Source organism: Klebsiella sp. 2680 (genome assembly GCF_900198535.1).
Lineage (GTDB): Bacteria > Pseudomonadota > Gammaproteobacteria > Enterobacterales > Enterobacteriaceae > Klebsiella > Klebsiella indica.
Genome location: NZ_FZNJ01000003.1, coordinates 444,850 through 470,864, shown reverse-complemented (window position 1 = coordinate 470,864; position 26,015 = coordinate 444,850). Strand labels below are relative to the sequence as shown.

General features: G+C 58.1%; 18 protein-coding genes. 16 read left to right on the top strand and 2 right to left on the bottom strand.

Annotated elements, in window-relative coordinates:
* Positions 1-44: 44 nt before the first annotated feature.
* The 16 genes from cpaB to FN037_RS15310 all read left to right on the top strand — a co-directional run bounded on the left by cpaB (position 45) and on the right by FN037_RS15310 (position 23,931).
* Positions 45-971: a Flp pilus assembly protein CpaB gene (gene cpaB, locus FN037_RS15385; protein ID WP_308560658.1), complete on the top strand. Its 927-nt coding sequence runs from the start codon at positions 45-47 to the stop codon at positions 969-971.
* 66 nt (positions 972-1,037) lie between these two features.
* Positions 1,038-2,468 (top strand): type II and III secretion system protein family protein, encoded by a 1,431-nt coding sequence (locus tag FN037_RS15380; RefSeq protein ID WP_142502627.1) that lies wholly within the window; start codon positions 1,038-1,040, stop codon positions 2,466-2,468.
* 17 nt (positions 2,469-2,485) lie between these two features.
* Positions 2,486-3,148, top strand: a complete 663-nt coding sequence (locus tag FN037_RS15375) for a CpaD family pilus assembly lipoprotein (RefSeq protein WP_142502626.1) — start codon at positions 2,486-2,488, stop codon at positions 3,146-3,148.
* Between the two features lie 13 nt (positions 3,149-3,161).
* A complete protein-coding gene (locus FN037_RS15370; protein ID WP_142502625.1) occupies positions 3,162-4,370 on the top strand; it encodes a CpaE family protein in 1,209 nt (402 codons plus the stop codon).
* A 99-nt stretch (positions 4,371-4,469) separates the two neighbouring features.
* Positions 4,470-5,789: a CpaF family protein gene (locus FN037_RS15365; protein ID WP_409513737.1), complete on the top strand. Its 1,320-nt coding sequence runs from the start codon at positions 4,470-4,472 to the stop codon at positions 5,787-5,789.
* Between the two features lie 15 nt (positions 5,790-5,804).
* The gene (locus FN037_RS15360; RefSeq protein WP_142502623.1) at positions 5,805-6,785 is read left to right on the top strand and encodes a type II secretion system F family protein; all 981 of its coding nucleotides are present in this window, start codon (positions 5,805-5,807) and stop codon (positions 6,783-6,785) included.
* A 9-nt stretch (positions 6,786-6,794) separates the two neighbouring features.
* Entirely contained in the window at positions 6,795-7,760 is a 966-nt protein-coding gene (locus FN037_RS15355) for a type II secretion system F family protein (RefSeq protein ID WP_142502622.1), read from the top strand.
* A gap of 33 nt (positions 7,761-7,793) precedes the next feature.
* Complete coding sequence (locus tag FN037_RS15350) at positions 7,794-8,639, top strand: tetratricopeptide repeat protein (RefSeq protein ID WP_142502621.1); 846 nt, start codon at positions 7,794-7,796, stop codon at positions 8,637-8,639.
* Complete coding sequence (locus tag FN037_RS15345; protein WP_260607881.1) at positions 8,636-9,145, top strand: hypothetical protein; 510 nt, start codon at positions 8,636-8,638, stop codon at positions 9,143-9,145. The genes FN037_RS15350 and FN037_RS15345 overlap by 4 nt, the downstream gene beginning before the upstream one ends.
* A complete protein-coding gene (locus FN037_RS15340; protein WP_142502620.1) occupies positions 9,132-9,710 on the top strand; it encodes a hypothetical protein in 579 nt (192 codons plus the stop codon). The genes FN037_RS15345 and FN037_RS15340 overlap by 14 nt, the downstream gene beginning before the upstream one ends.
* The gene (locus tag FN037_RS15335; protein WP_260607880.1) at positions 9,707-11,317 is read left to right on the top strand and encodes a TadE/TadG family type IV pilus assembly protein; all 1,611 of its coding nucleotides are present in this window, start codon (positions 9,707-9,709) and stop codon (positions 11,315-11,317) included. The genes FN037_RS15340 and FN037_RS15335 overlap by 4 nt, the downstream gene beginning before the upstream one ends.
* A 37-nt stretch (positions 11,318-11,354) precedes the next feature.
* Positions 11,355-17,978: a putative Ig domain-containing protein gene (locus tag FN037_RS15330; RefSeq protein WP_142502619.1), complete on the top strand. Its 6,624-nt coding sequence runs from the start codon at positions 11,355-11,357 to the stop codon at positions 17,976-17,978.
* Between the two features lie 56 nt (positions 17,979-18,034).
* Entirely contained in the window at positions 18,035-19,756 is a 1,722-nt protein-coding gene (locus tag FN037_RS15325) for a TolC family protein (protein WP_260607907.1), read from the top strand.
* A gap of 35 nt (positions 19,757-19,791) precedes the next feature.
* Positions 19,792-20,490 (top strand): efflux RND transporter periplasmic adaptor subunit, encoded by a 699-nt coding sequence (locus tag FN037_RS15320; protein WP_260607906.1) that lies wholly within the window; start codon positions 19,792-19,794, stop codon positions 20,488-20,490.
* Positions 20,483-21,799 carry an efflux RND transporter periplasmic adaptor subunit gene (locus tag FN037_RS15315; protein ID WP_142502616.1) on the top strand — a complete coding sequence of 439 codons (1,317 nt, stop codon included), beginning with the start codon at positions 20,483-20,485 and terminating at the stop codon, positions 21,797-21,799. The genes FN037_RS15320 and FN037_RS15315 overlap by 8 nt, the downstream gene beginning before the upstream one ends.
* A 2-nt stretch (positions 21,800-21,801) precedes the next feature.
* Positions 21,802-23,931 (top strand): HlyD family efflux transporter periplasmic adaptor subunit, encoded by a 2,130-nt coding sequence (locus FN037_RS15310; protein WP_142502615.1) that lies wholly within the window; start codon positions 21,802-21,804, stop codon positions 23,929-23,931.
* A 73-nt stretch (positions 23,932-24,004) separates the two neighbouring features.
* On the opposite strand, the gene FN037_RS15305 is transcribed toward FN037_RS15310, so the two are convergent.
* Together FN037_RS15305 and FN037_RS15300 are read right to left on the bottom strand one after the other, a co-directional pair.
* Entirely contained in the window at positions 24,005-25,036 is a 1,032-nt protein-coding gene (locus FN037_RS15305) for a hemin-degrading factor (RefSeq protein WP_142502614.1), read from the bottom strand.
* A gap of 320 nt (positions 25,037-25,356) precedes the next feature.
* A complete protein-coding gene (locus FN037_RS15300) occupies positions 25,357-26,001 on the bottom strand; it encodes an NAD(P)H-binding protein (RefSeq protein WP_142502613.1) in 645 nt (214 codons plus the stop codon).
* Positions 26,002-26,015: the final 14 nt, after the last annotated feature.

The following is a 26,015-nucleotide window of genomic DNA, read 5'->3' as shown; positions in this document are numbered from 1 at the left end:
AACTCCCCGGCGATGTTTATCGGGAACATTAGAATTAAATAAAAATGAGAATAAAAAGAAACTCGACATTATTATTGTCCGGGGCATGTATCTTTGCCGCAATTGTTGCTCTGCTGGTGCGTAGTCAATTATCGGAGATAAAACCGGTACCGCAACAGGTTCAGATCCCTGAACCTAAAAATGTTGTACTGGTGGCAAACAGAGACCTGAATCCCGGCGATTTTATCGATACTTCCGCGCTACGCTGGCAGGAGACAGATCTGCCTGTCTCCCGGACGTTTAATTTTATTCGTGGTAAAGATAGTGAAGTCCTTCTGTTTGGCGCCACCTTGCGTGAAAAAATTGCCGCGGGGACGCCCCTGAATAGCAATATTCTGGTACGCCCTAATGAACCGGGCTTTATTGCCGCGGTATTACACAAAGGTATGCGCGCGATTTCTATCCCCACCAACGCGGTAGCCAGTAATTCCGGCCTGGTCGCCGCAGGTGACAAAGTCGATATCATTCTTAGTCTTCGCAAAGACGATCTGATCGACTTCGCATCCTCAGACAACAACGCATCGGGGATCCCGCAACTTGCCTCCCAGACTATCGTTCGTGACCTGCGCGTCCTGGCGCTGAATAACCAGACGGATACCGATGTTCGCCCTCGTCAGGATGTTGAAAATGCGCAGCCGGCAGCATCGCGTAATACCAGCAAAACCAGCAGAAGCCGGAGCGTAAGTTACCAGACCGTGACCGTCGAGGTGACACCGGAACAGGCGGAAATCCTCGCAGTGGCGAAAGAGGTGGGGATGCTGCACTTAGCCCTGCGCAGTACGGAAGATGACGCCATACCGACGCAGGCCGCCCCTCCGCGGGTCACCACCTTATCCGACAGTACCCAGATTTATAACGGAAATGGTAACGGCCATCAGGTGAAACTGTTCCGGGGCGACAAGAAAGAAACCCGAACATTCCCGTCACGATAAACCTGTCGACGCCAGAGAAAGCCTGACGTTGTGCAGATACATAAATCCCAATATGGAAGTCAGTAAATGAAAATGTATTTTGCTTTCAGACGTGACGTTTGGACAGCGGGCCGCTGCTGGCTGCTGGCTGGCGTCTGCCTGCTGGCAGGGTGGGTAATACCTGTTTCGTCGAAAAATCTGCAAGAAGTGCCGATCTCCAGTGTGGTGCATCTCACCGTCCATCAGGGACGCATGCTGCAACTCGACGCGCTGCCGGATAGCGTACTGGTGGCGGACCCGGAAATCGCCAGTTTTGAGTTACCGTCCCCCGGAAACCTGTTTGTGTATGCCAAATCGGTGGGCACCACCACGCTGTATGCCATGGATCAATACGGGGAAGTGATCACCGCCATTGGCGTAAGCGTCGAACATGATCTGAACGCGTTGAGCGCAAGGCTAAAACGTGAATTCCCGACCGCGGACATCCAGCTGGAGGCCGGTATTCCCAGCGGCGTGATCGTGCGGGGAAGCGTGGATACGCCGCAGGACGCGAAACGCGTCATTGATAGCGTACAGACGTATATCAAGGCATCGATCAGCCGCGGCGGCGCAGGGGGAGGTCAGGGCGGCGGAAATGGCGCGGCGGGAAGTAGCGAAACCTCCGCCGATGTTGTTAACCAACTGAAAATAAGAACGCCTTCGCAAATTAATATCCGGGTTCGGGTGGTTGAAGTATCGCGTAAGTTGACCCACGAGCTGGGATTTAACTGGAATGCGTCTTTGAATCACGGCAGCGGCTCTACCCTCGGCTTTGGCTCCGGCACACTGACCAGCTTCTTTGATTCCAGCACGCGGACGTTTACCGGCGCGGATGGCAGTAGTTTTCTTGGGTTTAACCGTAGCGGCTCGGATGGTTCGCTGAGCAGCCTGCTCTCGGCAATGAATGAACAGAATATGGCGACGGTACTGGCCGAACCTAATCTAACCGCCATGTCCGGTGAGACCGCCGCATTCGCCGCCGGAGGGGAAGTGCCTATCGTACTGATTACTAACAATAATGTAAGTATTGAGTATAAGTCCTACGGGGTCATTCTTCGTATGACGCCAACGCTGCTCTCCGCCAATCGCATCAGTTTACACATTGCGCCTGAAGTCAGCGAACTGACCTCCGTTGGGCAGGTGACACTTGAAAGCGGTTCCGTTATCCCGGCCCTGACGGTGCGACGGACGGATACCACCGTAGAGCTGGCGAGCGGTCAGAGCTTTGCGCTGGCGGGCATGCTACGTAGCGCGAATAGCCAGACGGTAACCGGCGTTCCGGGGTTGAGCAGTATTCCGGTGATGGGGCGCCTGTTTGAAAACGAAGCAACAAGTCATGAAGAAACTGAACTGGTGATTATCGCCACGGCTTACGTTGTGGAACCGGTTAACGCGGGTCAGTTACAGACGCCAGGGCAGGGTGTGAAAACGCTGGATGCGGTTACGCCGAGCTACGGCGCCGTGGGCTACCTCTATTGATTAAGTTGGATGACACAATGGTTATCACTCATAACGTAATGAAAACGCTGGCAATCAGTCTTCTGACAATGGCGCTTGCGGCCTGCAGCGACCGTTCAATCAATGACATACGTATGCAGCGCTTTGACCAGCCGGAACTGACCCCCGTCACCGTTAAACCCAGCGCGCAGGCGGTCAATTTAAACGCGGCGCCGGGAGGTTCCGGGCTGAGCAGCGCATCGCTCAACGCCCTCAATGAGATGCTGAACAAACAGGGGCGGTTAGCAAAACAGTCGCTGACGATAACGCCTTATACCCCACGCGGCGAACAGATAGCCGCGCGGTTATCCATCGCGCTCAAAAATGCCGGGGCCGATCCGCAGAAGGTGAACGTCCAACGGCGTCTGGCAATGGTCAGCGGCCAGGGGGACTTACAGGTGACTTCCCGGGCTCTGGCGATACAGACCAGTCGATGTGCGATTAACGATCCCAATATGCTGATGGTGAAACCGTTCGAGAGCGTCGGCTACCTCGGCTGCGCCAACCAGAACAATCTGGCGATGATGGTGGCGGAACCCCGGGATCTGATTCAGGCGCGCAGCCTCGCGGAAGCTGACGGCGTGGCGGCGGTTAACAGTATTGAGCGCTATCAAGGTGATGACGTGAAAGAGCTCCTCAATATCGACTTTAGCGAAGATTAATCCGGGAGAAACGATGAGTGACGTAATGGTTTCCTCTGGCACCGGCAGCGACGAGCGTCAGCCGGCATTCGCGGCCTTTGTCCATAGCGACTCTGAAGCAAGGGGGCTCAGGGATGCTCTGGCGCGCCTGAAACACCCGGATGCGCCGGTACAGCCGGGCGGCATTGCCGCAGCAAAAACCTGGTGCGAATTGAACTTACCTCCCCGAATTTTGCTGGTGGATCTGGATGGTGAAGCGTGGCCGTTGCCTGCGCTGGAAACCTTGCTGGCAATATGCGGTCCGGGCTGCCAGGTCATTGCGACGGGGGCGGTTCAGGATATTGGGTTATACCGTTCGTTGTTGCAACTGGGAGTCAGCGACTACCTGGTTAAACCCTATACGCTGGACCTGCTGTCCGCCACGTTAGCGAAATGCGCCGGGCAACAAGCGGGGCCGGAATACGCTCGCCTCGGGCGGACGGTAGCGGTAACGGGGGCCAGCGGCGGCGTTGGCGCCAGCACCGTTGCGCTGGGTCTGAGCCGTTTATTGTCGGCGGAGCGCCATCTGCCCGTCGCCTTAGTGGATTTCGACAGGCGTCATGGGGATCAGCTTTTACTGCTGGGGCAAAGTGATGATGCGGGATTAGCCGCCGTGCTGGCGAGCGACGAACTGGATACTCGTCTGTTGCAGCGCGCCATGCTGCGCGTTGATACCCGCCTGCATGTGCTGGCGCAAAAACCGACCCTGAATATCGCCGATGCCGTGGAAGTTGATGCGGTTCTCAATCTCGGCGGCGCGCTGTGCCGGATGTTCAATCAGGTGGTATGGGATTTACCTTGCGCTTTTCCCTCCGGGGCGCTCGACGTGCTGACCTATGCTGATTTGCGCATCGTGGTCACGGAACTCACCGTGCAGGATGCCCGCAATGTGCGCCGAATTCTGCATGAGATTGGTGATGAAAGTGAAGGGCAGCGCCTGTTGCTGGTTCATAACCAGAGTCATTTCCACGCGCATCCGCCGTTACCGCGTGACGAATTTGAACATATCGTCGGCCGCGCCATTGATGTCACCTTGCCCCATGCTGGCGGCGTACTGGCGAAAAGCCTGGCGATGGGCGCCCTGGATATTGCGTCCTCTCCCCCCTGGCTGCAAGGGCTGCGTCAGCTCGCCGATTTGGCCTGCGGCCAGCGTCCTGAACCTGTAAAAAAACGCTGGTTATCCAGCCTGTTACGGCGCGCCTGAGGCGGGGTATCCCGTCATGGCAGAAGGAGGAAACCGAATATGCTGAGGCGTAAAAACCAGGTGATGCGACGGGAAGAGCCTATCCGAGCGCATTCACCAATGACAGAAGCGACTGCCGCCATCGCCGCGGAACAGAAACCCGCGGAGGCGCGTCCCGTCGCTGCCGCCAGCCGCCCGCCACAATCCGACAGCCGCAATACGCAACGACGGGTCATCCGGGCTCAGCTTTATGACCAGATCGATGCCGGCAAAGCGGCCGTCATGGGGCGGGACGCTCTGCTGGCGCAGATCCAGTCGGTGATACGTAACATTTGTGACGAGCAACGTCTGCAGTTATCACGGCAGGAAGAAGAGACGCTGGCCGCGGAGATGCTGGATGAAATGACCGGTATCGGGCCAATTCAGCCGCTGTTAGCGGATGACACCGTCAACGATATTCTGGTCAATGGCGCCAACCAGGTGTTTGTCGAACGCTTCGGCAAGCTGGAGCTATCGTCAGTCACCTTTATCGACGAAGAACATGTGTTTAATACCGCTCAGCGTATTGCGGCGGCCGTGGGACGGCGTATTGATGAAGCCAGTCCGATGGTCGATGCCCGCCTGCCGGACGGGAGCCGTGTGAACGTCATTACCTATCCGCTGGCGATTGACGGCACCACCATTTCTATTCGTAAGTTTATGCGCCGCAATTTGTCGCTGGAAGCGCTGGCCGATGCGCACTGCATGTCCCACGCGATGGCGTCGCTACTCAATAAAGCGATGCAGGCGCGGGTCAACGTCATTGTCTCCGGGGGGACTGGCGCGGGGAAAACCACTCTTCTCAATGCCCTTTCGCAAAAAATCGGCATTACCGATCGCATTATCACCATTGAAGATGCCGCTGAACTGCAATTGCAGCAGGAGCATGTCGTCCGCCTGGAGACCCGTCCGGTCAGCGCGGAAGGCACGGGGAAAGTGGATCAACGGGATCTGATGCGTAACGCGTTACGTATGCGTCCTGACCGTATCATCCTCGGCGAGGTACGCGGCGGCGAGTGTTTTGACATGCTGCAGGCGATGAATACGGGCCATGACGGGTCGTTATGTACGGTGCACGCCAACACCACCCGTGACGCCATTCAACGTCTGGAAAACATGGTGATGATGGCCAATATGCAATTGCCGCTGATGGCGATCCGCCGCCAGATCGCCAGCGCGGTACATCTGATCGTGCAGATAGAGCGCATGAGGGACGGTGTACGGCGGGTGGTGTCGATTAGCGAACTGTGCGGCATGGAGGATGAAATTATTCAGATGCAGGATCTCTTTACCTTTCAGGTCCGCGGCGTTGATGCTTCCGGCAAGTTGACTGGCGACTACATCCAGCACGTACAGCGTCCTCAGTTTTTTAGCGACAAGGCACATTTGTTCGATGCCTGATAGAGGGATGCCCTGATGAACCCGAAGCTGCTTAACTTTCTGACTATTCTGGTGTTTTTAAGCGTTCTGCTGGTGTGTCTGGCGGCGCACTACTGGAAACGCCAACGCCAGTTGCGTCAGCAACGTGAACGACGCCTGCAACTCATTCTGGATCAAAGCGAGGCAGAGGCTGTCGCGCAATCGACGGATTCGATCCTGAAAGAGACCGCCGCAACGCCGTTTCGTCAGATCCCCTGGTTAGGCACCAGGCTGGCGATTCTGTGGGATCAACTGGCATTTATCGGCTGGCGTAAGACATTACGCCAGCGGCTGGTGATTCTACTCGCCATCAGTTTCGCCATCGGGATGGCGATTGGTCAGCGCACGCCGTCGCCGCTGGCCTTCGGGATGAGTATCGCGGTGTTGTTCGCCGTGGTAATCGGCGGCGTGTTATTCCGTTCGGCGTTGCAAAAGCATCTCCGCGCTCTGCGTGAAAGTCTGCCGGATGCCATTGATGCCATTGTGCGCGCGGCGCGCGCCGGTGTTCCTGTGCCGAACACGTTCGCGCTGGTGGCTGAACACCTGAACGGCCCTCTGGCGCACGAGTTTCGGGCCATTGACCACTGGCTCAAGCTGGGGATACCGCTGCGACAGGTGATTCAGGCCTCTGCCGGGCGCGTTCCCATGGCGGAATATCGCTTCTTTGTGGTGATTCTGATCATCAACCAGGAGGCCGGAGGACGGGTGGGGGATACCCTGGAGCGCCTGGCGAAAACATTACGCGAACGCCGTGAACTGGCCCTGAAAGTTTTATCGAAAACCTCAGAGTCGCGGGCATCGGCCAAAATCGTCGCGGCGCTGTTTCCCTGCTGCCTGGCCTATATGTATTTCAAATCGCCGGAGGATTTCGCGTTCCTGTTTTCCGATCCGGTGGGGACGACGGTGCTCATCTACGCCGTATGCAGCGTGGGATTGGGCATGCTGGTGACCTTTATGATGGTCCGGCGGATAGGGTAACGAGGGGGAATGATGTTACGAGATGACCCATTACTGCTCATCGCGCTATTGCTCATCGCGCTTGGCGTCGGGTTAGCCTGGCGTCAGGGAAAACAGCGGCGCGCGCGTCAATTATCTGAGCGGCTGGCTCCGCATTTACCCCAGTCCGCGCAAAACGCCGTTGAGAAAACCGAAAACGCCATTCTGCGCGGGCAGGGGCGCGAGCTGTCGCCAGCGCTGGAAAAACTGTTGCAACCTCTGGCGGAGCAGGGGCTGCGTATGGCGGGCGCGGAACGTGACCGCAAAAAACTGCGCCGGATGCTGGATTTCGCCGGCTTTCGCCGGACAGAGGCCGTGGGCTGGCTCGTTGCCGGGAAACTCGCCTGCGGGGTGTTCAGCGCACTGGTGCTGGTGGTTGGCATGCTGCCCCCGGCAGACCGGTTGGGGCTCACGGGGTTAGCCGCCGGGCTGATGGGCTATTTCATCGGCAGCTTACTGCCGGAATGGTGGTTGAAATGGCGTGCCGCCAGCCGCGGTGAAAAACTGGCCCGTTCCGTACCCGATGCGCTGGACTTGATGGTGGTCTGCGCTGAAGCCGGGCTGCCCATTGGCCGGGTGCTGCATGTGGTCTCAAAAGAGTTGGGGCTTTCCGCCCCCGAGATGGCGGATGAACTGCGTTACACCTCGGCAGAGTTACAAATTTTGTCTGACCGCGCCGTCGCGCTACAGCATCTGGCCGAGCGTACGCGGGTGCCGGAAATCGAGAACATGGTGGCGACGCTGATTCAGGCTGAACACTATGGCACGCCATTATCGCAGGCATTGCGCACTATCGCCGATGAAAGCCGTAAGACCCTGATTTTAGGACTTGAGGAGAAAGCCGGGAAATTACCGGCGCAGCTTAGCGTGCCATTGATGGGCCTCATTTTGCCGCCGATTATCGCCATTATGGCGGCGCCTGCGTTGTTACGCGTGATTCGCATGCTATCGAACTAATGCGGTGGCTGAAAAATAAAGGATGACTGTTGAATGACTATTTCCACTTTTTCGCGTTTGTTGTTGGTGCTGCTGTGCGGCGCGGTATTGGCCGGCTGTGCGGGCAGCCATACCCTGAAAGGCTCCAAAGATGAGGGGCTAAAACTCGCGCGCCTGTTGCGCGATCAGGGGCGGCTTGAGGCGGCGGTTGACGTCTACGCCCGTCTGGACAGCAGGGGACGCCTGAGCGGTAGCGAGTTGCTGGAATACGCCAGCGTCGCGGCCCCGGTTCGTTCGCCGCAGGATACGCTTAGCCTGTACGTCCGCGCCCGTCAGCAACTGGGGGGCGATCCTCAGCAAATGCAAAAAAGCGAAGCGCTGGCCCTCTGTCTGGGGATGGGGCGCGCGCAACTGGCGATGGGGCGTATTCAGATGGCGCAACAGGATTTTCAGTGTGCGCTGACCGCCGTACCGGATAACGCGAGCGCGCTCAATGGCATGGGCGTGGTGCTGGATGCCAGCGGTCGCCACGATGACGCGCGTGTTCAGTTCAACAAGGCGTTGCGTAGCGATCCCAGCGATCTGGCGGCGCTGAACAACCTGGCGTTGTCCTGGCTCAGTAGCGGGCAGGCGGATAAAGCGATTGAACTCCTGCGGACGACAGGCCACAGCGCGCCATCGACCCAACTGAATCTGGCCCTCGCGTTCCTGTATGAAAACCATGATGAGCAGGCGCGTAAGACGCTGGCGGCTATTGCCAGCCCGGATCGCATCGCGTCGTTGATGGACACGCTGGCCCGACAGGTGAGCGAGCTGAAGCAGCCGCAGATCCCGGCGCGTAGCCGTAGCCTGTTAATCGCCAGCCGCAGCCCGCTGCAACTGAGCGATGCCCCGGAATGATGAACAACGCGCTGCGCAAGCGTTGGCGCGCCAGCCGGGGCGTCGTCGCGACAGAAGTGGCATTTCTGGTCCCGGTGGTGCTGGTTGGCGTGATGATGCTGTTTGAACTGGCCCGCGTCGGGCTGGTGATTGGCGTCGGCAGGGTGGCGCTGGAGAAATCGGTGCAAAGTTTTCGCTTCGATGACCTGCCGACCGTCAGCGCATCCCGGATGGCGGAAAATCTGAAATCGCGCATGGTCGATTCGGCGTATGGCTATCTCGATGGCAGCGATCTGACGGTTAGCGTGTTGTATTTCAGTAACCTGAGCCAATTGGGCGGGTTGGCGATCGCCGCGGAAGACGGGGATGAAGAAACGGAAAATACCCGGCCCGTATGGTCGGTAACGGTGCAGATTAAAAAAGCGTTTCTGACCCCTCTCCCGGAGGTGCTGTCGCTTGGGGATACCTTCCGCTATCAGTACAAGCATGTGTTCGGCACGGAACTGACCACCGATGAGCAGGATTAAACGTTTTCTGGCGTGCTGCCGGGCGGCGGCAGCGCTGGAAACGGCGCTGATTTTTCCTTTGGTGCTGGCGGTTGGCGCGCTGTGTACGGACATCTACACCGTTGGTCTGGAGCGGGAGCATATGGAACAGCGGAGCGGGGCGATAGCCTCGGTGCTGGGATATCAAACGGAACTGACCGAAGAGGGCTTGCAGGGGCTACTGGATGCCGTGCTGCCGGAAGATCTGTCTGGCAATTATCAGATTTTAATCAGCAACGTGCGGCGAAACGGGCTGGTTTACTGGCAGCTCAGTCGGGGGAGCGCCACCGATCTGTGTGAAGACAATCAGGCTGCTGCTGGCGACGCCTGGCCCGGCGATCTGCCGGAGCGGGACGAAGAGGATGACAGCGATAACGTGTCGATGGTGGTAGTGGATATCTGCCGCGAGGGGAGTGATGTCAGCCTCGTGGGAGGGCTGTCGATTAGCGGACTCTTGCATGCATCAACGGTGAATCGCGTCGCGCATGGGCTTATTGCGCTGGATGACGCTCTGGCGCAGGAAGCCGGTCTGGATGAGGATGAATGATGATGCGCCATAAATGGCAAAGGCTGCGCCGTCTGCTGCGCGGTTTCTGGCGACAGGAACGTGGGGCAGGCACGGCATTTTATGTGCTGGGGACGATGGGGTTGCTGGTGACGGGGGCCTTTATTGTCGACGCCATGCAGACCACCGGCGATGCCGCGCAGATCAAGCGGGCGACGGATGCGGCGGCGCTGGCGGTAGGACACCAGGCGGTGGTGAGCCATTCACAAAACGGAACCTTCGATCAGACGCAGATGACGGCGCTGGCGTATGAATATGTCCGCAACAATCTGGGCATGAACAGCAAACTGGCGTCCGACCTGACCCTCGATCGCGTCAGCGTCACCAGCGGTCGCAATGATGATAATAATCGCCTTTACACCGTGACGGTCACGTTTGATACCAACCCGGATTTATTAAACGTCGCCAGGCAGGAACAACAAATCTATTCCACCGCAGAAGTGCATACCGCCTCACTGGAGGTGGCGCTGGCCCTGCCGAATACATTGCATGAAGACAGCAGCAACCTTGCCGCGTTACGCCGTATCGGGAATGAGTTTGCGTCAGACCTGATTGGCGATAGCGACAACAGCTGGCTGGCGTTAGTGCCGTATAGCCAGGCGGTTAACGTGTACGATGCCGAACATTCAGGGCGTATCCGGCAATGGGCATCCAGCGGGGCGCTGAACCCGATAGAACTCACTTCTCTGTTCCAGTCCGGCTACGGTAGCCTGGCCGACCAGCGTATCCCGGACCGTCGTTACAACCTGTTATGTATGTACCGTGGCCTGAACCTGGGAGAGAACTATTTCTGGGATGAGGCGCCTGCGAATCAGTTTCGGGTTTATTACCGGGCGGATCTGCCTGAAAACGCCATCGAGTCGTACTACATCTCCTGGATAGGGCCAAACCCGGTTTTTGGCCAGGCGGATGGTGCGCGTGACACTTTTTATATCGTGGTGGATAAGGGATGCCCCTATGCGCCGTTACTCCCGCTGAGCAATGACATGGACGCTATCGCCACCCGTCTGAACGCCATGCGTACGGGGTTTAACGTGAACTACGCCATTGCGATGGGCTGGGCGGCGATGGCGCTGGCGCCGGCGTTTCGCGGCGAGAGCGGCTGGGGTCTGGATGATGATTTGCCGAAGGATTTCGATACCGGCAACAACGAACGTTTAAAGGCTGTGGTGCTGTTGGTCAACTCCTCCGACACATTGTGGTTCGACAGCGATAGCTACAACGCTTATGTAGGCGAAACCACGGATGGTTGCCCAACCAATGGTGAGAGCTGCGATGACACTCGCGTGATCATTGAGCGATTTACCCATTTATGTTCCAGCTTCCGCGACCACGACCTGCGTTTTTTCCTCGTGGTTACGGGCAATGATGAAGCGGAAAACGAAGCGGACGGCGGCACTATCGCCAGCGCATCGGCGTTTCGCACCGTTGCGGATGCCGGGTTGTCCGGCTGTGCGGTGAAAAGCACGGACCTGACCTATTACAACGGCGAGGATTTCGTCGCCTCAGAAAGCAAGATTAGCCAGCGCTTAACCGAGATTGCCGAAGAGTTGCAGCAGGAAAGCAGTTTTGTTCGGCTCATTGAGTAATAGCAAGTGCGACTTTTGATTGACAGGATATGACATTATGAGCTCTTCCCGTTCTACACCGCGTCTGGGCCGACGTTCGCTATGGCAGGCCTGGGCCCTCGAACCGCGTATGATGTTCGACGCTGCCGCCGTCGCCACCGCCGAACAAGTGGTTGACGCCACCGAGAGTCAGCCCGGCGTCACGGCGACCGGCGTTGAGGCGTCCATTACCGTTGATGACGGCTCCGGTACGCAAAGCGTGGACTTGTTCTCTGACGTGAGTGTGGCCTCCGCTACTGATAGTGAGGCGCTCTCGGATCTGGTGGTGACCGTGGATAGCGCCGGTAGTAATCAGGCGCTGGTCATTGACGGCACATCTATCGCCCTTGTGGTCGGTTCCGGCGTCACCAGCGAAAATTACTACAGCTATCAGGTGACGGTTAGCGGCGGCGTTACCCGTATTACCCTCAGCATTGCGTCCTCAGAAGCCAGTAGCGAAGCGGATATCGCCAGTCTTATTGACGGCATTGCGTATCAGACCGTTGATAACACGGTGGAAAGCGGAACCATTACCGTCACGCTTGCCACCTTAAGCGATGATAGCGAGACGGCGACGCTGGATATCAGCTCTTCAATTACCATTGATAATACGATTAATGTCGCGCCGACGCTGAGCGATGATCGCCCGTTAGCGTCCGCGGAAAGCATCGACCTGTCTGACCTCGGCGATGACGCCCAGGTTACGTATTCAGACGAGGGCGACTACGCCTATGTGGCCGGGGAGGGCAGCGTCTCCGTATTTACCGTGGACGACTCTGGCCGACTGACGCTGGTGCAGACCCTGAGCGTGGCGGATATGGGAACGGCCACTGAAATAGTAAGCAGCAGCGATGGTCTCTCGCTTTATGTTACTGACGGCAGTAGCGCGATTTACGTTTTCAGCATTGAGGATGGCGGCGTCAGCCTGGCGTCAACCGTGACCTATGCCGACGGCTATATCTCCGGCGGCTTAGCGATATCGGACGATGGCAGTTGGGTCTATGCCGGCACAGACTACAACGATGTGGTGATTTTTAGTCGCGACACGACGACAGGGGAACTGACGTATCTCACGCGTGCGCCCGGCGAATCAGACAGTAGCGGCCGCAACGGCGTTATTGCCACCTCCGGGGATTATGTTTATGTGATTTATACCAACGGCAGCCACGCTATCCTCGTCTATCAGCGCGCTGATGATGGCTCCCTGAGTACCGTGGCGACACTGACCACCGATATCTGGGGATTCAGCGCCGTTGATTACAGCCTGGCCGTATCAGAGGACGGGCAGTACCTGTATGTCGCTGACCCGGATTATGGCACGCTTTCTCTTTATCAGTTCAGCGACGCCAGCCTTACGCTGGTGGAAACCTTCAGCCTTGAGGGCCTGACGGACATCGCCCTGAGCAGCGATGGCGGCGTGCTGTACGCCACTACCAGCGGCGGCTCTATTTATGTTTATAGCGTATCGCAGAGCGGGGGAACCTTGACGCTGGTAAGCAGTGTCAGCGGAGGTGATGTGGGCGATATCGCGGTTTCCAGCGATGGCTTATCCCTGCTTATTGCGGGCAGCAGCGGCGTGACGCGTTACACGGCGGCGCAAACGCTGGCGGAAGGGGCGTCCGCCCACTTCGCCAGCGGAATGACCCTTGCGGATAGCAATAACGATGTCCTGAATGCGGGCGAAGGTAACTACAACGGCACGAGCATTACCGTCAGCGCGAATGTGGACGGTGGAACATTCGGCATGGAGGATGGGGATGGGCTGACTTATGCCGATGGCGTCATTTCGTTTGAGGGCAGTGCTATCGCCACGCTCGCCACCAGCAGCGATGGATCGCTGACCGTGACCTTCACCGCAGATGTCGCGACCGACGTGGCGAACCAGGTCCTGCAGCAACTCACTTACCGCAACAGCGCGGCCGTCGTCGGCAGTTATATTCTGTTGACCGTCGCGGTAAATGACGGGCAGCTCGCCAGCAATAACCAGGTGGTCACCCTGCGGGTCAACGCGCTACCGACGGTCAACGCCAGCGTGTCAGCCGATTATGAGCTGGAGAGCGCAACCAGTGAAACAGACTACAGTTTCACCTTATCGTCCGATCTGTTCAGCGACGCGGATGGGGATAACCTGACCTGGAGCGTAACGGGACTGCCTGACGGGCTGTCATTTGATGCCGCTACCCATACCATTTCCGGCGCTGCGCTGGAAACGGGCACTTTTACCGTGACGGTGACCGTCGCCGATGCGTCAGGGGCCAGCGCATCTCTGGAACTGACGCTGGAGGTGGCGCAGATTGCTAACCGTGCTCCGGCGCTGAGCGAAGGCGCCGCCACGAGCCTCGCCAGTGCGACCGAAGGGGCCGAATACAGCGCCACGCTGGACGATTCGCTCTTCAGCGATGCGGATAGCCTGTACGGCGATAGCCTTACCTGGACGGTATCCGGTCTTCCGGACGGTCTGGTCTTCGACCCGGAAACCCTGACCATATCGGGTTCATCCAGCGCAGTGGACGATTATACGCTAACGGTGACGGTGACCGACGAGTCAGGGGCCAGCAGCTCGCATGAGATGACGTTACGGGTGATTACGACCGAAGAAGCGAGCAACAACGCGCCTTCATTAATTGCGGATTCCAGCGATCTGATCTACACCAGCGATGGCTCGCTTAGCGGTTTCAACCAGTATGTCAACAGCATCACGCTATCCGACGATGGCGGTATTCTGGTCATTGCCGCCAGTACCAGCAGCAACGCTAATGGTCCCAACGGCACCAGCTCTCTTTATGTCTACAGCCGCGATACGACAACCGGCGAGTTAACGCTGTTACAGACCTTCACGCAAGGTCTGAGCGATGATGGCGATGACAGCAACGGCATTGAGGCTGACGGCCTGCAGGCGATCACCTCGGTGACATACTCCGCCGACGGTAGCCTGCTGTACGTGACGGGATACTCGTCTACGGGAAGCAGCGAGGCCTATTCGATCACGGTATTCAGCGTCGGAGACGACGGTGCCCTGAGTCTGGTCGGCAGCGCCGCCGACCTGCCGGAAACCGTTTTGCAGATTGCGGTGTCTGACAACGGAGATACGCTCTATGCGCTCTCATCCAGCACCTTATATGCCTATAGCATCGGTAGCGAAGGCACCCTGACGGCCATCGACACCTATGCGCCAGACAGCGGATTCGGCACGGCTGTCGCCATGCAAGTGGATGAGGATGGCAACGTCTATGTGCTGAGTTCCCAGCGTCTGACGCTCTATACCCAGGCCGATGACGGCACGGTGAGCTATGTCGGGCAACTGACAAGAAGCGGCAACGACCTGGTATGGACCGACGCCGGAGGCGTGACCGATACCATTGCCACGCTGAGTAACAGTAACGCTTTCAGCGGCGCCAACGCCCTGGTTGTCTCGGATACCGGGGCGGTGTACCTGACAACCAGCAATGGCTTCCTGACCACGCTGCAATACGACAGCGCATCCGGCACTCTGAGCCTGGTCAGCGCCATTAGCGCATATGATGCGCTTTACCAGTACCCGCACAGTATCGCCATCTCAGACGATGGCACCACGCTGTATGTGACCAGCGCCGCGAGCAATATAATCGCGGTGTATACCATTGGCGAAGAGGGCGCGCCCGCGTTATCCGGCACGATTACCACCGATAGCGCCATCTCCCGGCTGGTGGTCAGCGCTGATGGCCTGTCTATTTACGGCGGCAGGCATATGTACGGCGGCACGCTCGGACTGAATATTATCAGTGCCACCAGCGTCTCGGTGGCCTACAGCGAACGGGAGACGATCACGCCTGCCAGCGGCCTGACCCTGGCGGATGCGGAGTACGATGCCCTGAATGACGGGGCGGGGAATTACAAGGGGGCGGTCATCACGCTGGCGCGTGATGGCGAGGCGGACAGTGCAGATATCTACGGTTTCAGCGACGGCAATGGATTGACGCTGACGAATGGTGTTCTCTCGCTGGATGGCGAGGCTATCGCCACGGTTGCGATCACGGACGGCGCGCTGACGCTGACCTTTACCGCTGACGTGAGTACCGGGACGGCGAATCAGGTGCTGAACCAACTCACCTATACCAACACCAGCAACCAGCCCGACAGCGCTATCCTGCTCACGCTCTCCGTTGCCGATCGCTACACCACCAGCAGCGTGGCGATCCAGCTCACGGTGAGCGCGGTGAATAATGCGCCATCCGTCACTGCCACTGCTGTCGGGGGCACCTATACCGAAGATGGCGAGGCCGTCGCGTTGTTCGGGGATGTGACGATCTCGACGATTGAGTCCGATCAGACGATCGTTGGTCTGACCCTGACGGTTTCCGGGCTGGTCGATGGCGAGAGTGAAACCCTGGTCGTTGACGGTACGACCGTTACGCTGACGGATGGCGCGACGGGGAGCACCACGAGCGGTTATGTTTATACGGTCACGTTAAGCGATGACGGTAGCGCGGCGGTGGTGGTCTCCAGCAGCGATGGCATGACCAGCGATGCCGCGGCGGCGCTGTTGTCCGGGTTGGCCTATGCCAATAGCAGCGATAATCCGGGCGAAGGGACGCGCACGGTGAGTATCAGCGCAATACAGGATAATGGCGGGACGGATAACGGCGGTAGCGATACGACGGAACTTGCTATCGCTGCCACGGTTACCGTTCAGGGCGTGAATGACGCGCCTGAACTGGACGCCGATGCGGCTGAGGTTGACTACGCCACACCCGGAGAAGAAAGCGCCGCGCTGTTCAGTGATGTCGTGGTATCCACCGTCGACAGTAACCAGTCGATTATCGGCATTTCCGTTACCGTTTCCGGTGTGCTTGATGGCAGCAGTGAAACCCTGAATATTGATGGCACGGCCATCAGCCTGGTTGAGGGCAGCGGCGATACGACCAGCGGTTATCACTGGGAGGCGGTGATCAATAATGAAGGCGTGGTCACCCTGACCATCACCAGCCAGAGCGGCATCGATACCGCCAGCCTGATTAATTCGTTGTCTTATGCAAATGCTAACGCCGATCAGACCGCCGGCGCGCGTACCGTGACGCTGGTTTCCGTCACGGATAATGGCGGTACGGCGAACGGCGGCAGCGATACCGCCGCGCTGGCTATCGCGGCGACCGTCAATGTGCTGCAGGTTAACAATACGCCGATCGTTATCGGCACGGGCAACACCGTCGGGTATACCGAAGGCGAGAGTGCGGTCACCTTATTCGATGACATTGCGATTGACGTCATTGAAACAGAGCAGGTGGTTAACAGCGTGACGCTGACCATCTCCGGCGTCAGCGAGGGGGCGAGTGAAACCCTGACCATTGACGGCGCGGTCATCACGCTGGTGGACGGTGAAGGCACCACCGCCAGCGGCTACGCCTGGGCAGTGGCGGTGAATGATGGCGTGGTCACGCTGACCCTCTCCGCCCCTGACGGCATCAGCGATGCCGCGACGTTGCTCAACAATATTGCCTATGCCAACCTCAGCGACAATCCCACCGAGGGCATCCGTACCGTGACTCTCGCCAGCGTGCAGGATAACGGCGGCGGGGCGGATACCGCCACGCTGAATATTACCGCTACCGTCACCGTGCTGGCGGTCAATGATGCGCCGCAATTGAACGCGCCCGCGCCGATACTGGCGCAGGCCACGCAGGGTAATGCCTACAGTGCGACGCTCTCTGACGCGCTGTTCAGCGATGCGGATAATACGTCATTGAGCTGGCAGGTTACGGGACTGCCCGACGGACTCCTGTTTGACGCCGACTCGCTGACCATCAGCGGCACGCCAGCCGAGAGCGGCAGTTTCACTCTGACGGTTATCGTCACCGATGCGCAGGGGGCGCAGGCGACGCTGACGCTGTCGTTAACGGTCGCGCAACGGGCGGTGAACCCGGTCATACCGATGGCGTCTTCGCCATTCTTTGACCCGTTGCCGTTGGCGCGGATTTTTGCGGCGATGACTGACGGCGAAGCGCTGCGTCACTTTTCCGCGCCGCAGCCAGAATCGTCCCCGACGCCCGATGCCGCGTTCAATGTTGAGCTTTCCCCGGGAATGGCTGCCGCATCCGTTTCACCGCTCGCGACGGGGCCAATGGACTACGCCGCGACGACATGGGCGCTGGACCCGATTATGCCGGGGATAATGCCGGTGCTGGAAAACGTGGATTTTACCGCGCCAGCGAGGACAACGGTGGCGAACATCCATGCGAATGGCGAGCCTCCCGTAAGCGAAGGGCGGCAGGTGTATCGCCTGGCAGATAACGGCAATTTTGTTGCCGCGCGCCTGGCCAATGGGCGTCCCTTGCCGGAATGGCTGCAGTTTGACCCTCTCGCCGGTGAGTTGAGCGTCAATGTCGCCGATGCGCCACCGGTTGGGCAGATTCAGGTGCTGCTGACCCAGGCGGATGGCGAGACGCAGATATTGACATTACCGGGAACGCATCCGATTTCTCCTGCCGGAGATGCGCGAATCCCCGCAGCAGCCGCAGACGCGGAGCCGCCTGTTCGTGCAATCGATACCCTGGCAAAACCCGCATTTTCACAGATCCTGGCGGCGGAGCGCGGCAACAGCGATGCGCTCCTGAAGGCCGCGCGGCTGATGACAACGCCCGTTACGCAAGCGGGAAAAGCATCATGAATACTTTTAAAACAACAGGGAGTCCTCTGGTGAGTTATTCCAATTCAGCACGCTTTATGACGCGACTGTCGTCCGTTCGCGGCATGAAATTGACCATCGTTGCCTGCGCGTTAATCCTCGCGGGCTGTTCGGTACGGCCTGAGCCGGTCACCGCCGAAGAACAGATTAAACAGGCGCTTAGCGACCGGGCCCATATGTTTGCCGATCAGGAGCCGGTTCACGGGGTGATCTCGCTGGACGAAGCGCTGGCCCGGGCGCTGAAATACAACCTGCAACAACGGGTCGCGCTGATGGAACAGGCGATTGAGGATAATCTGCTCGATGTTTCCCGGCTGGATATGTTGCCCCAACTGGCGGCGCGCGCCGGCTTACACACCCGCGATAACGTCGCCGGTTCCAGCAGTCGTTCGGTGAGCACGGGCGAGCAATCGCTGGTCGCCTCCACCAGCCAGGACAAAACGCTGCGTACTGCCGATCTGAGTATCAGCTGGAACGTGCTGGATTTCGGCATCAGCTACTTCAACGCCAGAATGCAGGCGAACAAAACCCTGGCGGCAGAGGAGCGGCGGCGCAAGGTGGTGGCGGATATCACCCGTCAGGTGCGAACGGCCTACTGGGAAGCGGCGACCGCCCAGCGTTTGCAGCCGGAAGTCACCCAGGCGCTGACGCAGGCGCGTCAGTCGCTGGAGTATGCCCGCCAGACCGAACGCGAGCGCCTGCTCGCCCCGGTAGACGCGCTGCGTTTTCAGAAGAATATGCTGGAGATGGTGCGTCAGTTAGAAGTGGTGGATAGCGATCTGGCGCTGGCTAAATCGCGCCTTGCTTCGTTGATGAATCTACCGCCCGCCAGCCATTTCACGCTGGTGGCGCCGCAGGAAAACAGCCTCACCCAGCCGAAATTACCGTATTCACTGACGGATCTGGAAAACTTCTCAATGGTGAAACGGCCTGAGATACGCGAGGAAAGCTATCTGGCGCGGAATGCGGTGCTGGATACCCGTAAATCGCTAACCCGGTTGCTGCCCGGCGTGTCGCTGTTCGCGGGGGTAAATGGCGACAGCAACAGCTATCTGGTGAACCATAACTGGGCCAGCGCTGGCGTACAGGTCAGCGGTAATTTGCTCAATGTCCTGTCGTGGTCGTCGGTTAAACGCGCTGGCGAAGCGGGAGAGTCTCTGGCCGAAGCGCGTCGTCAGGCATTACGGATGGCGGTGCTGACGCAGGTGAATGTAGCGTGGCTGGAGTATCAGCAAAGCGCGCAGATGTTTAACCGTTATCAGGAACTGGCGCGAGTACAGCGCGGCATTATGAACCAGACGGACCAGAGCTACCGCAATCAGGCGGCGACCCAAATGGAACAGGTGCGGGTCAGCACGGAAACGATCCTCACGACGCGCGCCCGCGACCGAAGTTTTGCCAGTATGCAGGATGCGTTGGGGACCGTTTATCAGGCCGCAGGCCTCGACGTCTTACCGACGCAGATTGCCGGAACCAGCCTGGCGGCGCTGAGCCAGAGTATCCATCAGACCAGCCGACAAATTGAAACAGGGGCGCTGGCTAAGACTTCGTTGTCGTTGTCTTCTCCCGCGCCGAAAACGGCGGCCCCGCTGCTGAAAACCTCGCCTTCCGCGCCGGTGGCGCCGCTCCTGACCGCCGCTGCGTCGGTGCCTTCCGCGCCGGTGGTCAGAGCAACATCTCAGCCTGTTGCGCAAAGCTATCCACTGGCGAGCGGCGATATGTGGAATAGCCTGCAATCAATGGCTGGGGAGACGGAATGAGGCGGCTGGCGATACTTGGCGTGATCTGGCCACTGATGACCAGCGCCGCCGAGCCGGTAGAGACTATTCGTGTGCAGCTTAGCGCGGTGCGGCAGACTACGCTCTCCAGCGGCATTGCGGCGAAAGTGGCGAAACTGGCGGTTAAAGAGGGCGACCGCTTCCGCCAGGGGGACACCCTGCTGGCTTTCGATTGCGCGGTTTTACAGGAAAAACTGAACTATGCGAATGCCGCCGAACAGGCGGCGCGTAAGAAATTGTCCGTGGCTAACCGGCTCGACAAACTGAATTCCATCAGCGTGTCCGACGTTGATCAGGCGCGTTCCGCCGTGGCGATGGCGCAGGCTGAAAGCGGCGTCAATCGGGCGATGCTCAAACGCTGTGTGATTACGGCCCCGTTTTCTGGGCGCGTGACGCAAACGCGGGTACGCCAGTGGGAGACGGTGCCGGAAGGCAAAGAGCTGCTCTCTATCTACGATGACAGTGCGTTTGAACTGGAGATGATTGTGCCCTCCCGCTGGTTAGTCTGGCTAAAAGTCGGCTCGCCTTTTTCCGTAACCCTCGATGAAACCGGACTGAATTATCCCGCCGAGGTGAGCCGCATCTCTTCTGCCATAGAGCCGGTGAGCCAGTCAGTGAAAGTTTTTGGCCGTATTACTCTGGCTGGTGAAGGCCTGCTGCCGGGAATGAGCGGCGTGGCGCATCTCAGCCCACCGGAGTCGCGGGCCCATGAGTAATGCGCTACAGCCGCTGGCGGCGTTGCTGCAACTGCAAAGTCGGATGCGAGCGCTGGAGAGCCATGATGCGCTGGCTTTTTTCATGGTCAATGAAACGCACCGTCTGACGCCTTATCGACAGGCCATGTTGTGGGACGGGGGGCGAGGTAAACTGCGCGCCGCCTCCGGCATCGTCAGTCTTGACGAGCATGCGCCATTTTGTCGTGGATTTAGCCAGCTGTGTCTTCAGTGGCAGCAGCGCTATCGACAGATGCAGACGTTGACGGGGCAAAACTTACCTGCCGGGGATCGCGATTTCTGGCATGAGTACCTGCCGGAGCATGGGCTCTGGCTACCGCTGGCGCACGTTTCATCTGATGCGCCAATGGCTTTGATCCTGCTGCGGGAAACGCCCTGGGGCGAGTCTGAGCGGGCGTTGCTGGGGCAACTGACCGACGCTTACGGGCACGCCTGGCGAGGATTGACGAGACAGGGAAAATCGCGGGGGCCTCTGCGATTGCGGAAAAAGAAAATTGTGGTTGCGGCGCTTCTCGCGGCGCTAATCATGTTGATTCCAGTACGCCAGTCCGCATTAGCGCCCGCCGAAGTGGTCGCCCATCATCCAGTAATGGTGCGGGCGCCGCTATCCGGGGTGATTGATGCGATTTCGGTAAAACCCAATCAGGGCGTGAAAAAGGGGCAGATTCTGGTACGGCTGGATGCGCGGGAGCTGGAAAACCAAAGAGAAAATGCACGCCAGCAGTTTGCCAGCGCGGATGCGCAGTATCGACAAGCGCAGCAAATGGCGCTCAATGATACGGACGCAAAAGCGCAGTTAGCCGTTCTGTCCAGCCGTCGTCAGCAGGCGCAAAGCGAAATGGCGTTTCTTACCTCGCAACTGGCGCGTATGGCGCTGGCCGCCCCCCGCGATGGCGTTGCTATTTTTGACGATGTGAGCGATTTGATTGGCCGTTCAGTGTCCGTTGGCGAGCGGATCATGATGGTGGCCGACCCGCGCGATACGGAACTGGAGATACAACTGCCCGCGGCGGACGCCATTGCGCTGAGTCAGGATGCGGAAGTCCGCCTGTTCCTGAATGTTGCGCCAGGCTCGCCTCAGCCAGCACGCCTTACGCAGATTGGCTACCGGGCGAGCCTGACGGCGGAGAGCGTGATGGCTTACCGGCTGCGCGCGCGTTTTCTGCAAGATGACCCCGTTTTGCGCGTTGGGCTGAAGGGCACCGCCCGCGTCTACGGGCAGCGTACGGTGCTGATCGCCTACCTGTTGCGTAAGCCCTGGTCGGCGCTACGGGTATGGCTGGGAGTATAAGTATGACGGTAACGGCTCCGTCGACAGGGCGGCTTGCGCCGCTGCGCGATGAACTTATTTTGCACCCAGGCCCCGCCAGTTGGGATGGCTCTCCCACCTGGACGTTAGAAGATCCGCTGCGCGACCGCTATTTTCGTATTGGCTGGCTGGAAATGGCGCTGTTATCACACTGGTCGCTCGGGGACGTAGGGGAGATTGTCGCAGAGATAAACCAGCAGTTGCCGGTGTCGATTGATGAGGAGGACGTGCGGGCTTTTGGTGAGTTCCTGTCCACCAACGCCCTGACCCGGCGATGTGGCGACCAGGCGATTCGACAAATGACGAAGCAGCTTGCGGCAGGGAAAATCGCCTGGTGGCGTTATGTTCTGCGCCATTATTTATTTTTGCGCATTCCGTTGCTTCATCCGGATAACTTTTTGCAGCGTACTCTCCCCTGGGTTGCGATGTTCTATCGCCCAGGGTTCTGGCTGGCGACAGTGATTGCCGGGATGACGGGATTACTGTTTGCCAGTCAGCAGTGGGAAACGTTTCGCCATACTTTCCTGCATTTTTTCACGCTGGAAGGGGCCGTGTTGGCCGGTCTGACCCTGTGCGTCACCAAGTTTTTGCATGAGTCAGGCCATGCTTACACCTGCAAACGGTACGGGGCGAAGGTCAGTAGCCTCGGCGTGGCGCTGATGGTCATGATGCCGGTTTTGTATACCGATACCTCATCCGCCTGGCGACTCGCCAGCCGCCGTCAGCGTCTGGCAATTGGCGCCGCCGGGATGCTGACCGAACTGGCTATTGCCGCATGGGCAACGCTGGCCTGGAGCTTTTTGCCGGATGGGATGGCGCGCAGCGCGGCGTTTATGCTGGCGACGACCACCTGGATGATGACGCTGGCGGTTAATCTGAGCCCGTTGATGCGTTTTGACGGCTATTTTCTGCTTTCTGACTGCCTGGGGATTGGGAACTTACAGCAACGTGGTTTCGCACTGGGGCGCTGGCAGTTGCGCGAATGGTTGTTTGGTTTACGGGATATGCCGCCAGAACCTTTGCCGAACTGGCTGCGCCGTACATTGACCGGGTATGCGTTTGCCACCTGGATTTATCGTTTGTTCCTGTTCACAGGCATCGCTTTGCTGGTGTACCACATGACGTTCAGGTTGCTGGGGATGGCGTTGTTCGCCATTGAAATCGGCTATTTCGTGCTGTTGCCCATTGCGAATGAGCTTCGCGCCTGGCACCACCGTCGTAAGGATTACCGAATGAATCGCAATGTCATATTGACCCTGGGCGGTATTTTTTTGACGGCAATGCTCTTGCTGCTTCCCTGGCAGCGCACGGTTTACGCGCCGGGATTGCTGCGGGCGGAACAGCAGGGCAGCCTGTATATGCCGATGCCGGCGCAGGTTGAGCAGATCCGGGCGCGCGCCGGTCAACGGGTGGAGAAAGGGCAAATATTGTTTACCCTGCGCGCGGATGCTGTCCAGCATCAACGCCAACAGTTGGATCTTCAGCTTGCGACGCTGACCTGGCAGCAGAGTTTTCAGACGCTGAATAATGAGACATTGCAAACGCACCAGCGGGTCAGGCAAGAGCGCGACGCCGCCCGCCAGCGCCACCAGGTGTTGCAGCAACAACTGACCGATCTGGCGATACGTGCGCCATTCTCCGGGCGGCTGGCGGATATTGCGTGGCCTCTGGCCGCCGGGGAATGGTTAGGGCAAGGCGAGTGGCTGGCGACAGTGACCGGCACGCAGGGCGCTCTGGTGGAAGCCTTTGTCCCGGAAAACGCGTGGCTGCGGTTGCAGATTGGGGCAAAGGGCGTTTTCTATCCGCATGATACTTCACGTTCCTCGATAGCCGGTGAGGTGGTTGAGGTGGAACATACTGCGGTACGCGATTTGCGGCCGGTAGCGGAGCTTGCCTCCCTCTATGGCGGAGACATCGCCGCGCTCAGTGACAGTCAACAGCGATTGACGCCAGAACAGGCGGTATATCGTGTCGTGTTACGCCTGTCGCCGGATACGCCGGTACCAGAACAAGCGGTGATAGGGACTCTGGCGATAACCGGGACGCCGCGGATCCTCGCCGTCAGTTTATGGCAGCGCTTGTCGTCTGTGGTTATCCGCGAGTTTTCATTTTAACCGTCCGAGGTGGGCGGCATGCTTTGGCATGAGAAGGGCATAGCCCCCGGAAACGGGGGCGCGTCGAGCGAGATTATACCTGTTCCGGTTCGGTAAGCGGCGTTAGCGAAGCGATTTGCTCGCGCCAGATCGTCTGCTCCGGCTGGCCTTCGGTGCGCTGGCCAAACAGTTGCGCGATTTGACTACCGTCCGCCGCGTACAGCTCAAGGCTGGTCACAAAGCCATCTTTTGTCGGTTTGCGGGTGACCCAGCTTTCGGCGATAGCGTCATCTTTCAGGTGTAACGTAAAACGTGGGTTAAAGATATTTAACCAGCCTCTTAACGGCTCCAGCTTTTCGACAATGCCGGTGAAGATTTGAACGCAGCCACGGTTGGCGACGAAAATCATGATGTCATTTTGCACCGCCTGAGCCTGCTGCAGTATTGTCTGTACTGCGGTGTTATCAACCCGCCATGCGAGATCGTCGCTCACCGCATTAAATGCCTGCTGGCGGGAAAGGTTATGCCGGTGCAGTAACACGAAAAAATCATGAACGTCGGTCATCGCTCGCCATTCTTGTTCCAGCGTTTCCGCATCTACGTTATCGGCATATTGAGGGCGGCGGGAAGGCGATGGAATAAAGGATTGCCCGCTATTATCTGCATATTCAGCAATTATCGCCTGCCATGCGGACATATTTGTTTCCGGCAATGCATAGACTTTATGGACCGCGTCGCCCTGACCATCAAAGAATTGCAGGCTGTGTTTGTTGGCTTCGTGAACGGCAAAGACACATTGCCAGTGTTGCAGGAACAAACGTAAATCAATCCCGCCAGGATTCAGGATGAGACCGGCATGACCATGAAGGGACTGCTGAGTATAAACCCCGATATGCTCATGAACCGCAAAATCATTACGCGTCAGCGCCTTCACTTCTCCCACATTTTCGAGTGCGTTGAGCAGGATACGTGTATCGACGTTCAGGCGCTGCACATCGTGCCCGACGCGCGCGTCAAGTAGCTCAGCTTCACTGACGCCAAGCTGGCTGGCCAGATCACGGGCGTATGTCCGGGGATTGTTTTCTTTGGCGTCAAGATAACGTTGATAAAGTTCAGTCCGCTTCATTCTTTTCCTGCATTGTTTATTAAAAATTAGGGAGTGCCAGAGATACCGTTATTGTATTATGGATGGCAGGTTTCATTTTTCTGGCTATATACTGTTATTCTTCAGGTTACTTGTGCGTTGGCCACCTGTGATCGCCTGAGTGACTTATTTGAATAAGCCCATTGGAATACCTATGCTTGCCGCATCACCCGGTATGAATAAATGGTGATATCTGTTTAATTTTCACCGAAATGAATTAACCAGCCCATCTATTTTTCGCGCTGTATTATATTTCAGTATTATCATGCAATTCAGGTATGCGACAAGCGAATTATAGAAACCTAAATTTTATTTAATATTACGAGTGTTGGGTCTATCACCGCAAAGGTGTGGCCATAACACTGTTCGTCATCAATCATCTGACGGATTAGTCGGGCGACATCCTCACGATAGATAAGGCCATGGGCTTCTCCTTCGACCCGGATCGCCATGCCGGTCGCGGCACCGTGTTTCAGGCCGCCAGGGCGCACGATACAACCGTTTAGCGTACTGGTTCGCAGCCAGCTTTCAGCAAGGGACTTTTCTCTTACCGCCTGTCCAAATGCCTGGCGGGCACGGGCGGAAAGCGTGTGCCAGGTTTCGCCGCAACCTATGGATGTCACCAGCAACATATATTTCAGTTCGCACCGTTCTGCGGTATCAATAATCAGCCGATTACCGGCGTAGTCGGTTTCCGGGCTGCCTAATGTTGAAACAATCCGCGCATCAGGACCGGCAGTGACGCAGGCTAATTCAACGTGCCCGGCATCCAGCGCATCGCCTGCTATTACTTTGACGCCGAGGGCGCTGAGCATCGCCGCTTTTTCGGGGGAGCGTACCAGCGCATATATTGTGCGCGATTCAGCTAAGCCCTGATGTACCAGCGCTAAGCCAACGCCTGATGATGCGCCGAATATCAGCCAGGGGGAGCGGTGAGATGAATTCATCGTGATTCCTCTTA